This window comes from Streptomyces sp. AC512_CC834 (assembly GCF_019049325.1).
Taxonomy (GTDB): domain Bacteria; phylum Actinomycetota; class Actinomycetes; order Streptomycetales; family Streptomycetaceae; genus Streptomyces.
Window position 1 is genome coordinate 36,462 of the sequence record NZ_JAGMUO010000114.1, and the last position, 13,290, is coordinate 49,751.

Below are 13,290 nucleotides of genomic sequence, written 5' to 3' on the forward strand. Positions count from 1 at the left end.
GTGGTCGGTGGTCGTGGTACGGATCAGCGGGTCGTCGGGGCGTCGGGTCGTCAGGTCGTCAGGTCGTCAGGTCGTCAGGTCGTCGGTCAGTGTGCGGAGGGGGCGTCGAGGAGTTGTCCCGCCTCGGCGCGCAGCCGGTTGCGGTCGACCTTGCGGTTGGAGTTCAGGGGGAAGTCCGCCACGTGCCGGTAGTGCTTGGGGACCATGCCCTGCGGGAGCAGTGCGCGCAGCCGGCCCGCGAGGGCGGCGGGAGAGGCCGGAAGACCGGTGTAGAAGACGACCAGTTCCGTTCCGGCGTCCGTCGTCCTGGGCACGACGACCGCTTCCTGCACCTCCTCGCAGGCACGGAGCGCGTGCTCGACCTCGGCCAGTTCCACCCGCCAGCCCTGGATCTGCACCTGGGCGTCGAGACGGCCGAGATAGACGAGTTCGCCGTTGTCCAGCCGCCGTACCCGGTCGCCGGTGCGGTACCAGGTGCGGGAGTCGTGCTCGAGGAAGCGTCCGCTGTCGTGCTCGGGGTCGAGGTAGCCGGACGTCATCTGCGGTCCGGTGATGATCAGTTCACCCTCTTCAGCGGTGGGCCGGCCGTCCTCGTCGAGCAACAGGTGGTCGTGGCCCTCGTGGACGGCGCCGATGGGGACCAGACCGTTCACGCACAGCGCCGGAGACGTCTCCGGGGACCAGCGGTGTCCCGTGATGGTGACGGTCAGTTCGGTGGGCCCGTAGATGTTCTCCAGGGTGGAGGCGGGCGCGGCCTCCTGCCAGGCGACCGCGTCCCGGTCGCGCAGCGCCTCCCCCGCGAACAGGCTCCACCGCAGGCCGGACAGCGCGCCGGGGGCGAGCCCGCCGGTGCGGCGGATCAGGGAAACGGTGCTCGGGGTGGAGAACCAGACCGTCATCCGGCGCTCGGCGACGAAGCCGGGCAGGTCCCGGTAGGCCTGGAGGGGTACGGGGCTGATGCTGCCGCCGGCGCCCCACGCGCAGAACATGTCGAACATGGCGCAGTCGAAGTTCACGTCGAAGGTCTGCGAGAAGACGTCGTCCGCGTCGAAGCGGTAGCGCTCGTCCATGAGGCGGAAGTAGTGGGTGGTGCTGCCGTGCGAGATGGGCACACCCTTGGGCCGACCCGTCGAGCCCGAGGTGAACAGGATGTACGCGCGATCGTCGGGGGCGACGGGCCGGGGCTCGTCCAGGGCGTCCAGGGCCGACACCCCGATGCGCCGGGCACCGCCCACGCCGTCGGCGGCGAACGGGGCGAGCACCGGCAGCCGGCTCTCGGGCCCCATGGCCTCGGTCAGGGCGGCGAGTCCGGCGTCGTCCGCCAGCACCGCCGAGACACCCGCGTCCTGCAGCATGCTGCGGGTGCGGTCCGCGGGGAAGCCCGGGTGCAGGGGTACCACGGTGGCCCCGGTGTACAGGCCGGCGAGTATCCCGGCGTACGCCTCGAGCCCCTTGGCCGCCAGGACACCGATGGCCCGCGGCGGCCCGCCCGGTGCCGCGAGCAGGGAACCAGCCCACTGCAGGGCGAGCTCGTGCATCTCCTCGTAGCTGACCGTCCGCTCCCCGGTGTGCAGGGCCGGGCGCCGCGCCGACACGGAGAGCCCACGCAGGAACCGCTCGTGCAGCGCGTCCTCGATCGTCTTAAGCATTCTTTCTCCGAATAGGGGGCTTCGCTGCTCGATTAGGGGGTAACACGCCCGATTCCTGGGCGGCGGTCGGAATATATTCGTCCCGGGACCCATTTCCACCGGGAAAGGATCAGTTATGTGGGACGAAAAGTTCGAGAAGACCCTGCGGAAACACTTGCCGTTTATCGGTGACGGCGAAGAACTGGATGCCGGAGCCGATCTGCGGGACCTTGGTCTGGATTCGCTGGGAACCGTCGAACTGCTGGCCTCGCTGGAGAGCGCGTACGACGTGCGTTTCGTCGACGACGCCCTGACGATGGACAATTTCTCGACGCCCGGCACCCTGTGGAAGGCGCTGTCCGGACTGCTCGGCGGCCCCGGCCGCTGAGCGGCCGGTCCGGCGCCACCCGCCACCGGACCGTCCTTCGGTGACGGGGACCGCCACCGAAGGACGCGCCACCGGCTCCCGCACCGGGCTGCCGTCGCCCCCTGTTTCAGACGGCGACGACAGCCCGGCGCGGGCGCATGGCCGTTCGGGGGTTGGCCTGAACGAGTTCGAAGTTCCGCGTGGTGACGCCCACCCTGCCGAACAGGCTGTCGGGACCGCACACGTACATCCGCCCGACGTCGAACCGTTCCTTGAGCGTGTCCACCACGGCGGGCCAGCGCACCGGCAGCACATAGCCGTCCAGGAGCATCTGCCGCACCTGTTCACCGGTGGTGAGGACCGCGCCGTCCTGGTCCGCGACGACGGGAAGCGCGGGGTCGGCGAACCGGAGACCGGCCAGGACCTCCTCGTCGATCCGGTCGCGCAGGGCGCCGAACGCGCTGCAGTGCATGGGCGGACGCATGGTGTAGAGGGGCATGCCGCCCAGGGAGCGCAGTTGCTTCTCCATCCACTCCACGCTGCCGCCGTCCAGCGACACCATGTAGAAGTCGTCGTCGATGTGGCAGGACAGGTCGTACCACTCGCCGCGGTCGTTCAGTTCGGCCAGCACCTCGTCGAGCTGCTCGCGCGGCGTACGGGTGAAGGAGAGCGTCACCGCGTCCCGGTACTCCCGCGCGAAGTAGTCGTTCTCGACGCGCGCCATGCTCGCGGTCATCCGCACGGCGTCGGTGAAGCTCAGCACGCCGGAGAAGACCGCGGCGGACTTGCTGCCGAAGCTCGGACCGGCGATCACGTCCGGGCTCATGCCGTGCACTTCCTCCGCCCAGTGCCCCAGGGCGACACAGTTGACGAAGAAGGCGACCTGGGCGTACTCGCTGTAGTCACCGTCGGCGTCGGCGTCGCGGTAGCGGTCGAACAGCGAGTAGCCGAGCGCCTCGTCCGCGATCCGCAGGAGCCGGCGGGCGTGCGAGTTGATCAGCATGAACTTCGCCACGTCCGCGAAGCGGATGGGCGCCATGCCGGGGAAGACGAGCGCGCTGCGGGTCTCGGGTTTGGACTGTGTGGTCATCTGTGCTGTTCACTCCTCGGCAAACGGCAGGTGGCAAACGGCGGGTGGCAGGGGGTGGAGTCGGCGCGGGCCTACGGGACGAGCTTGGTGAAGGCCTCTTCGATGCGGTCGAGGACGGCCCGCACATGCGGCACGACCAGCGGATCGACCGCGGCCAGCGACTCCTCCTGCTGCTCGGCCGTCGTGCCGTAGAGCATGCTGGTGGCGGCCTTGAAGCGCAGCGCGTGCTCGTCGTCGCCGAGGTGATGGCCGGCCAGCACGACGATCCCGAACTCGTCCAGGAGATGCCGGAACAGCGAGGCCGAGTCGGTGACGCCCAGGAACCCGAGGGGCGCGCGCAGCGGTTCGAAGTCGGGGTAGACGTAGAAGGCGCCGGTCGGCGGCCGGCACACGGCACCGGTGGCCACCATGATGCGGTGCACGTCACGGGCGACCGCCCCGTGCAGCCGGGCAGTCGCCTCCAGCCTCGCCCTGATCTCCGGCGGTTCGGCGAACGCGTAGGCGGCCACCTCCTGCATGGGGCCCGCCAGCGTGGACCACACCTCGCTGGCCGCGGAGATCACCCCGTCGCGCATCCGGCGGCCCCACTCTCCGGCGGGGAAGCGGGCACCGCCGATCCGCCAGCCGCCCAGCGCGAGGCTCTTGCTCAGGCCGGTGGTGACGACCGTGCGGTCCGGGGCGACTTCGGCCGGGCTCAGCACCGGGGTCGAGGGGTCGTGCACGACGTCCCGGTAGATCTCGTCCGAGACGATGAGCAGGTCCTCCTCCTCCGCGATCGCGCAGATCTCGCGTACCAGCGCGGGCGGGGCGAGGGTGCCGGTCGGATTGTCGGGCAGGGTGAGGACGACCATCCGCGGGTTGTGGCCGCGGGCGCGGGCGGAGCGGACGGCCTCGCGCAGCGCGGCCGGCTCGGGGACCCCGCCGCACTCCTCGGGTATGTCCACCCCGATGGCCTGCTTGCCCATGTACCGGGCCTGCGGGGCGTACGTGTTCCAGCAGGGCCTCGGCAGCAGCACGTCCCCGGGGACGGTCATGTGCAGGGCCATCAGCAGCGGCTTGCTGCCGGGTGCGAGGACCACCTGGTCGGCGTCCGTGGGCAGCCGGCGGCGGGAGAAGTAGCCGGCGAGCGCCTCGCGTACGTCCTCGGCGCCGGCGACCGGACCGTAGGCGTTGCGGCGGGCACCCGCCGCCAGCCGGTCCGCCAGCGGGGCGAACGCGGGCAGGCGGGCCTCGCCGAACCCGAGGTGCACGAGGGACTCCCCCGCGGCGACACGTTCCGCCACGAGCTGGTTGAGGGCGAGATTGGGGGACACGTTCCGGCCTGCCATGGCCGTCTCCTTTCGGATCCTGCCTGCCGTCGGTCAGGCCTCGGGCCGGGCGCCGCCGTTGAACGCGGCCTTCAGGTCGGCGGGGGTGTCGGGATCCAGTTCGAGGTCGTCGACCCACGCGGCGTCGGGCGAATGCCGGGCACGGAAGGACCGGCCGACCAGGTCGGGGTTGCGTGCCTGCAGCATCCGCAACTGGAAGTGGCGCCCCTGCGGAGTCTGCGACACACCGTCCACGGCGACCTTGCCGGGGGTCGCGGACATCACCGGCCCGCGCACGGTGCGGGCCAGTCCCGGCAGGGCCCGGTACGCGTCCTGGAAGATCTCCACGGCGTCGGTCAGCGGGACCTTGAAGTAGCCGTAGGGTCCCGTGTCGCGCTCGATGAACATGTAGTACGGGACGGCGCCGACGGCGAGTTCCGCCCGCCACATCTCGTTCCAGACCGCGGCGTCGTCGTTGACGTGGGCGATGAGGGGAGCCTGGCAGTAGACGAGGGCGCCGGCGGCGCGGATACGGGCGACCGCCCGGCGGGCAAGGTCCGTGTCCAGCTCGCGGGGATGGCTGAAGTGCGCCATCACCGCCAGGTTCCGGCCGGAGTCGACGACCTTCTCGAACAGCGACAGCACGTCGTCCGCGTCCTGGTCGCCGACGAAGCGGTGCGGCCAGTAGGCGACGGACTTGGTGCCGATACGGATGGTGCGCACGCTCTCCACGGCGAGCAGCGGCTCCAGGTGCGAGCGCAGCCGCTCCGTGCTCATCACCATCGGATCGCCGCCGGTGACGAGCACGTCACTGATCTCCGGGTGCTTGCGCAGGTAGCCGACGAGCTGGTCCGGGGTGGACGCCGCGAACCGCAGGTCGGCGTCGCCGACGAACTGCGCCCAGCGGAAGCAGTAGGTGCAGTAGCTGTGGCAGGTCTGGCCCTGGCTCGGGAAGTACAGCACCGTCTCCCGGTACTTGTGCTGCATGCCGGGCAGCTCGGAGCCCTCGTCCTTGGGCACGTTGAGTTCGCGCTGTCCGGAGGGGTGCGGGTTGAGCCGCGAGCGGATCTCCGCGACGACCTCCTTGCGCTCCGCCCGGGAGCCGCCCTCCATGGCCCGTGCCACGCGGGCCTCGTCCTCCTGGGCGAGCATCCCCCGCTGCGGGAAGACCAGTTGGAACATTGGGTCGTCCGGGATGTTCTCCCAGTCGATGAGCTGCGAGAGCACGTACTCGTTCACCCGGAACGGCAGGACCTCGGAGACCACGCGAACCGTCTCGCGCATGTCCGCCGGCAGCCCGTAACGCTTGGCGATCTCGTCGATCTGGCGTGGTCCGTAGGCACGGAAACGCACTGTCTCGAATGAGCTGAGAGTCAGCATGGACATTCGATTTTTTCCTCCGGTTTCCTGGACCACGGACGATCTGAGAGCGCGGAATTGCCAGCAAATGCTGGAGCACTGGAGTTACTCAAATGGCACGACCGAACGGATGGATTCACCATCCAAGTGACTACGATGTGACCACGGTCTTGAAATCCGCCGAATTCCCCTAGCATTCAGAGAACGCGCCCTGAAGCTGTGCCCAACGGTAGTTCATAACCGGCCACCGGAACCCCTAGGGCCACCCCTGCCCTGCCCTTAACCTCTCCCCTCAAGGCCGGCCAGGTAGTCGCGGAGTACCTCCAGGAACCGCTCGGGCTCTTCGAGGTGGGGCATGTGGCTGGACTCCTCGAGCACCGCCCACCGCACCTCGGGGACGAGGTCGAGGAAGGGCCGCACCGTCGCCGGAGTGGCCTCGTCGTGCCCGCCGGTGAGGACCAGCGTCGGTACCCGCACGTCCGCGCAGTTCTCCACCACGGACCAGTCACGCAGGGTGCCGATCACATGGAACTCGTTGGGGCCGTTCATGGTGTAGTAGACGGTCGGGTCGTTGTAGACCTCCATGAACGAGGCCATGAAGTCCCGCGGCCACGGGTCGATCCGGCACACGTGCCGGGCGTAGTAGGGGCGCATGGCGTCGAAGTACTCGTCGCTGTCGGTGGTGCCGGCGGCCTCGTGCCGCAGCAGCGTGTCGTTGACACCCGGCGGCAGTTGGTCACGCAGCACCTTCGCCTCCTGCAGCCACAGCGGGTACGACGCCGGGGAGTTGGCCACCACCAGTCCGCGCAGGCCCGCGGGCCTGCGCGCGGCGTGCCGGACGGCGAGCATGCCGCCCCACGACTGGCCGAACAGCGCGTAGTCGTCGGCGATGCCGAGGTGGTCGAGCAGGTTGTCCAGCTCGGCCAGGAACAGGTCCACGGTCCAGAAGTCGGCGCCCCGGTCCGGCAGATGGGTGGAACCGCCGTTGCCTATCTGGTCGTAGTGGACGACCGGCCTGCCGTCCTCGGCCAGGGCCGTGAGGTTCAGCAGGTAGTCGTGGGTACTGCCAGGACCGCCGTGCACCACCACGAGTGGGGTCCGGCCGGAGTGGAGATCGCCGGTGACGCGGTACCAGGTCTGGTGCTCACCGAACGGGGCGGCGCCCTTGGCGCTTGGTGCCACATGCATGTCAGACACTTCCAAGAGGTGGTGGGAACGGTTGGACGGGCAATAGGGGGCCCCGGTGGGAACCCCGATGGGGACCCCGGTGGGGACCCCTTTTGTTGGTCACGGTGGCCTCGCGGGTGGTCACCCCTGGTCGTCGGTGGGGAGACCCTCGAGGGCCATGCTTATGAGGGACTCGGTGTCCATCTCGTCGATGGACTCGTCGTCCTCCGCCTGACCTGCCTGACCTGCCTGGTCCGCGTGGCCCGCGTGGCCCGCGTGGTCCGAGAGCAGGCCGCCGCCCGGTGCACCACCGAGTTCCAGCAGGGCCTCCATCAGACCCGCGTCCTGCAGCCGGCTGAACGGGATGGCCTGGAGGATGCGCCGCACCTCGGCCTCCTCCGCCCCGTCGGCGGCCTGCGCGGGAGCCAGCTCCTCGTGCAGCCGCCCGGCGAGGGCCCGTGCGTTGGGGTAGTCGAACACGAGCGTCGCCGGCAGCCGCAGCCCGGTGGCCGCGTTGACCTGGTTGCGGAACTCCACCGCGCTCAGCGAGTCGAAGCCGAGGTCCTTGAACGCCCGGTCCGGCTCCACCTCCGCCGGGCTCGCATGCCCGAGAACGGTGGCGGCCTGGGCACGCACCACGTCCAGCAGCTCGGCCACGCGCTCCTCCGGTGCCAGCGCCGCGAGCCGGTTCCGCAGCTTCGCCGCGGCCCCCTCGGCGGCGGACGACCCGGCCGCGACCGACCGGCGCACCGGGCCGCGCACCAGTTGGCGGTAGAGCGGGGGCAGTTGTTCACCGGCTTCGGCCAGCACGCTGGAGTCCAGGCTGATCGGCACCACCGCCGCCCGGTCCAGGGACACGGCGGCGTCGAACAGCGCGAGGCCCTCCTCAGGACTCAGGGCATCGATACCGACCCCCTTCATGCGCCTGCGGTCCGCCTCGGCCAGCTCGCCGGCCATCCCGGTGTCGCTGCCCCACAGCCCCCATGCCAGCGACTGACCGGCCATGCCGCGTGCCCTGCGGTGCTGTGCCAGGGCGTCCAGGAAGGCGTTGGCCGCCGCGTAGTTGCCCTGGCCGGCGTTGCCGAGGGTGCCCGCGGCCGAGGAGAACATCACGAACGCCGACAGATCCATGTCCTCGGTCAGCGCGTGCAGGTTGAGCGCCGCGTCGACCTTGGGACGCAGCACCGTGGCCATCCGCTCCGGAGTGAGGGAGGCGAGTGCGCCGTCGTCGAGAACGCCCGCCAGGTGTACGACCCCGGACAGCCGGCGCCCCTTCAGCAAGGAGGCCACCGCCGCACGGTCGGCCATGTCACAGGCGGCGACCTCGACACGGGCGCCCAGAGCGTCCAGTTCCTCCCGCAGCCGCGTGAGCTCCGGCGCCGCGTCCCCGCGCCTGCTGGTCAGCAGCAGGTCCCGTACGCCGTACCGGGTCACCAGGTGATGGGAGAACAGCCGGCCGAGCATGCCGCCCGCGCCGGTGATCAGCACGGGGCCCTCCCCGTCGAAGCGGGTGGCACGGGCGGTGCCGTCCCCGACGGCGACCGGCACCCTGGCCAGCCGGGCGGCCAGCAGCCCGGCGTCGCGCACCGCGATCTGGCCTTCGGCGGAGGCGACGAGACCGGCGAGCAACGCGGCCGTGGCCGGGTCGTCGCCGTCATCGGCGGCCTCCGCGTCGAGATCGGCCAGCACGATCCGGCCCGGATGCGCCAGTTGCGCGGCCCGGGTCAGACCCCACACGGCGGCTCCCGCCAAGTCGGTGACGTCCTCACCGTTCAGCGCGACCGCGCCCCTGGTGAGGACGACCAGCGTCGCGGCCGAGGAGGTGAAGCGCGCGTCTCCCGTCCAAGCCTGGAGCACGCCGAGCACCCGCCGGGTGGCCTCACGGACGGAGTCACCGTCCGCGAGGCCGCCGTCCGCGAGCCCACCGTCGGCGGGCTCGTCGCAACGCAGCACCACGATCTCCGGTACGTCCGGCAGGGCGCCGTCGTCCGCGACGTGCACGACATCCTCCCAACGGCGCCAGGCCGCCGACGCCGCCCCGGCTGTCGCCGCCGCCGGAGCCGGTACGGGCGTCCAGTCCAGGCCGAACAGGGAGTCGTGGGTCGCCGAGGGCCCCGCCAACTGGTCGTCGGAGACCGGCCTGGAGAGCAGCGATCCCACCGTGGCGACGGGCACACCCGCGGTGTCGGCAAGGGTCACGGACACGGTGTCCTCCCCTTCCGTGGACAGGCGGACCCGGACGGTCGAGGCGCCGGTGGCATGCAGAGCCACGTCGGACCAGGCGAACGGCAGCAGCCTGCGCCGGCCCGATTCACCGGCACCGTCATCGGCGCCAGCGCCCGCACCGGCATCGCCGTCGGATCCCGAGGCGCCGTGCAGCAGGGCCGCGTGCAGCGCCGCGTCGAGCAGCGCCGGGTGCACACCGAAGGCGCCCGCGTCGGCCTGCGCCTCCTCGGGCAGGGCGACCTCGGCGAAGACGTCGTCACCGCGCCGCCAGGCCGCCTTCAGCCCCTGGAACGCCGGGCCGTAGCCATACCCCTGGCCGAGCAGCACCTCGTACGCGTCCGTGACGTCGACCGGCGTGGCACCGGCCGGCGGCCACACCGCCAGCTCCTCCACCGAGGCGACCGGGGCCGTGGCCGTGGCACTCACCAAGCCCTGCGCGTGCAGCATCCAGGGCATCGCCTCGTGCCCCGACCTCTCCGGGCGCGAGTGGATCGTGACCGTGCGGGCCCCGGACTCATCAGGGCCGGCGAGGACGACCTGGAGCTGGACGGCGCCGTCCTGCGGGACGATCAACGGGGTCTGGAGGGTGAGTTCGTCGAGCTGTGTGCAGCCGACCTGATCGGCGGCGTGCAGGGCCAGTTCGACAAGTCCGGTGCCGGGGAAGAGGATCGTGTCGCCCACGACATGGTCGGCCAGCCAGGGCTGCGTACCGACCGAGAGCCTCCCCGTCAGCAGCAGCCCGTCGCTGTCGGCGAGGGTGAGCGCGGCCTTCAGCAGCGGATGCTCGGCGGTATCGAACCCCGCCGCACCGAGGTCAGCACCCCCGACCTGCGCATCGACCCAGTAACGGCGCCGCTGGAAGGCGTAGGTGGGCAGATCGACGCGTTCGGCGCCGCGTCCGGCGTAGAAGGCGGTCCAGTCGACGGTGCCGCCCGAGGCGAACACCTGCCCCAGCGCCGTCACGGCCGTCACATCCTCCGCACGGTCCTTGCGCAGCACGGACGCGAAGGTGACGTCGTCGGCGTCCGTGTCGAGGGTCTGCCGGGCCAGACCGGTCAGGACCGGGTCCGGGCCGCACTCCACAAACCGCACCACACCCTGCCCCTGCAGGGCGCTGATGCCGTCGGCGAAGCGGACGGCATCGCGCACGTGGCGTACCCAGTACTCCGGGTCCGTCAACTGCCCCGCCACCGCCACAGCGCCCGTCACATTCGACACGACGGGCAGGGACGGCTCCGCATACGACAGCGACGCCACCACCCCACGGAACTCCTCCAGCATCGGCTCCATCAACAGCGAATGAAACGCATGCGACACCCGCAGCCGGGACACCCGCCGACCCAAAGTGGTGAAGTGCTCAGCGACCGTGTCGACACCGGCCTCGGTGCCGGACACCACCACGGACACGGGCCCGTTGACGGCGGCGATCCCGACACCGTCGGACAGCACCGGCAGCACTTCCTCTTCGGTGGCCTCGACGGCCAGCATCGCTCCGCCCTCGGGCAGCGCGTCCATCAGCCGGCCCCGCGCCGCCACCAACGACGCCGCGTCCTCCAGGGACAGCACCCCCGCCACATGCGCGGCGGTCACCTCACCGATCGAGTGCCCCGCCACGAAGTCGGGACGCACACCCCAGGACTCCACCAGCCGGAACAACGCCGTCTCCACCGCGAACAGCCCCGCCTGCGCGAACACCGTCCGGTTCAGCAGGTGGGCGTCATCGCCCCACACCACCTCCCGCAACGACCGCCCCAGCAGACCGTCCAACCGGCCACACACCGCATCAAACGCCGACGCGAACACGGGGAAGGCGTCATACAGTTCCCGGCCCATACCCAGCCGCTGACTCCCCTGACCCGTGAACAGCACAGCCGTCCGGCCACCCGCACGCGCCCGCACCACCGAGCCTTCCACCCCGCCCAGCGCGGTCAGCAGCTCGTCGCGGTCCCGGCCCACCACCACCGCACGCCGCTCCAACGCAGCCCGCGACGACACCAAAGACAAACCCACATCCACCGGCGACAGCGCGGCATCGCCGTCGACGTAGGCATGGAGACGCTCCGCCTGCGCCACCACCGCAGACACACCACGCCCCGACACCACCCACGGCACCACCGACGAACCCACCGGAACCCGCGCAGCCGACGCCTCCGCCGGCTCCGCCACCGGTGGCTCCTCCACGATCACATGCGCGTTCGTTCCGCTGATCCCGAAGGACGAGATCCCTGCACGCCGCGGCCGCCCGTCCTCCAGAGCCGGCCACTCGCGAGCCTCCGTCAGTAGCTGGACCGCACCTTCGTCCCAGTCGACGTTGGGACTGGGAGCGTCCACGTGCAGCGTCTTCGGCATCACGCCGTGCTGAATCGCCATAACCGATTTGATGATGCCGCCGACACCGGCCGCGGCCTGCGCGTGACCGATGTTCGACTTGATGGAGCCCAGCCACAGCGGCTGATCCTCGGGACGGTCCTGGCCGTAGGTGGCCAGGAGCGCCTGCGCCTCGATCGGGTCGCCCAGCGTCGTACCCGTACCGTGCGCCTCGATCAGGTCCACGTCGCCCGACGTCAGTCCCGCCCCGGCCAGTGCCTGACGGATCACCCGCTGCTGCGAGGGGCCGTTGGGGGCCGTCATGCCATTGCTGGCACCGTCCTGGTTGATGGCGCTGCCACGGACGACGGCCAGAACGGGGTGGCCGTTGCGGCGCGCGTCCGACAGACGCTCCACCAGCAGCATGCCGGCGCCCTCGGCCCAGCCGACACCGTCGGCCGCGGCGGCGAAGGACTTGCAACGACCGTTGGCCGCCAGACCGCGTTGCCTGCTGAACTCGATGAACATGCCGGGCGTCGACATCACGGCGACACCGCCCGCCAGAGCCAGGGAGCACTCCCCAGAACGCAGGGCCTGTACCGCCAGGTGCAGGGCGACCAGGGAGGACGAGCACGCCGTGTCCACGGTGACCGCCGGACCCTCGAGACCGAGGGTGTAGGAGACGCGGCCCGTCACCAGGCTGCCTCCACTGGTGGTGGCGGCTTCGTCTCCGAGACCGTAGTCGTGGTACATCACGCCGGCGAACACGCCCGTCGCACTGCCCTTGAGGAGACCAGGGTCGATCCCGGCGCGTTCGAGGGCTTCCCACGCGGTCTCCAGGAGGAGCCGCTGCTGGGGGTCCATGACCAGCGCCTCATTCGGGCTGATACCGAAGAAGTCGGGATCGAAGTCCGCCGCGTCGTAGAGGAAACCGCCCTCCTTTGCATACGTCTTCCCCGCCCGCCCGGGCTCCGGGTCGAACACACCGGCGTCCCAGCCGCGGTCGGAGGGGAACTCCGACACCGCGTCCACACCGTCCGACACCAGCCGCCACAGATCCTCCGGCGACGCCACACCACCCGGGAAACGGCACGCCATCCCCACGACCGCGATCGGGTCGTCGTCCTCCGCACGTGGTGCGACGGTCACCGGCGCGGACGGTGCCTGGTCGGCTCCGCCCAGGGCGGTGTCGACGTACTCGACCACAGCTTGTGCGCTGGGGTAGTCGAAGACGAGAGTCGCGGGCAACCGCAGTCCGGTCGCCTCGTTCAGCCGGTTACGCAGCTCGACCGCCGACAACGAATCGAAGCCGAGGTCCTTGAAAGCCCGGTCCGGTTCCACGGAATCGATCGACGTGTGGCCCAGTACTCCAGCCACCCCTGCCCGTACGACGTTCAAGAGCTCGCGTTGCCGCTCGGCGCCGGTGAGCGGGGCCAGCCGCTGGGCCAGCGTCGTGCCGTCGGACTGTGCGCCGACCGCCTGCCGCACGCGGGTCCTGACCATCCCCTTGAGGAGGGCGGGGAGTTCCTCACCACGCGACGCCAACGCCGCCACATCGATCCGCAACGGCACCTGCACCGCATCACCAGGACGATCCAGAGCCGCGTCCAACAACTCCAACGCCTCATCCACCGGCAACGCCGGAAGACCAAGCCGCGCCATCCGCGCCTCAGCCTCCACCTGCGAACCACCACCCCCCAACCCACTCGCCGCAGCCCACAAACCCCACGCAAGCGACGTAGCAGGCAGCCCACGACTGCGCCGGAACTGCGCCAGACCGTCCAGGAACGTGTTCGCCGCCGCATAGTTGGCCTGACCCGCCGCCAGCACCATCCCACC

7 protein-coding genes are annotated in these 13,290 nt (G+C 70.8%); 1 reads left to right on the plus strand and 6 read right to left on the minus strand.

The window, feature by feature from the left end; all coding sequences use genetic code 11:
• Positions 1-86 precede the first annotated feature (86 nt).
• The gene (locus KUM40_RS36045) at positions 87-1,649 is read right to left on the minus strand and encodes an AMP-binding protein (RefSeq protein WP_217170534.1); all 1,563 of its coding nucleotides are present in this window, start codon (positions 1,647-1,649) and stop codon (positions 87-89) included.
• Between the two features lie 115 nt (positions 1,650-1,764).
• Between KUM40_RS36045 and KUM40_RS36050 the strand changes: the two genes are divergently transcribed.
• Positions 1,765-2,016: a phosphopantetheine-binding protein gene (locus KUM40_RS36050; RefSeq protein WP_217170535.1), complete on the plus strand. Its 252-nt coding sequence runs from the start codon at positions 1,765-1,767 to the stop codon at positions 2,014-2,016.
• Between the two features lie 106 nt (positions 2,017-2,122).
• Here KUM40_RS36050 and KUM40_RS36055 read toward each other — a convergent pair whose 3' ends face one another.
• The 5 genes from KUM40_RS36055 to KUM40_RS36075 form a co-directional block, all read right to left on the minus strand.
• Positions 2,123-3,085, minus strand: coding sequence for an ACP S-malonyltransferase (locus KUM40_RS36055; protein ID WP_217170536.1), 963 nt, complete (start codon positions 3,083-3,085; stop codon positions 2,123-2,125).
• Positions 3,086-3,156: 71 nt separating this feature from the next.
• On the minus strand, positions 3,157-4,413 hold the full coding sequence (locus KUM40_RS36060; protein ID WP_217170537.1) for a pyridoxal phosphate-dependent aminotransferase: 1,257 nt from the start codon (positions 4,411-4,413) through the stop codon (positions 3,157-3,159).
• Between the two features lie 33 nt (positions 4,414-4,446).
• The gene (locus tag KUM40_RS36065; RefSeq protein ID WP_217170538.1) at positions 4,447-5,778 is read right to left on the minus strand and encodes a KamA family radical SAM protein; all 1,332 of its coding nucleotides are present in this window, start codon (positions 5,776-5,778) and stop codon (positions 4,447-4,449) included.
• A 252-nt stretch (positions 5,779-6,030) separates the two neighbouring features.
• A complete protein-coding gene (locus KUM40_RS36070; protein ID WP_217170539.1) occupies positions 6,031-6,939 on the minus strand; it encodes a proline iminopeptidase-family hydrolase in 909 nt (302 codons plus the stop codon).
• Between the two features lie 120 nt (positions 6,940-7,059).
• Positions 7,060-13,290 (minus strand): type I polyketide synthase (locus KUM40_RS36075; protein WP_217170540.1); only part of this gene is annotated, 6,231 nt, incomplete at its 5' end.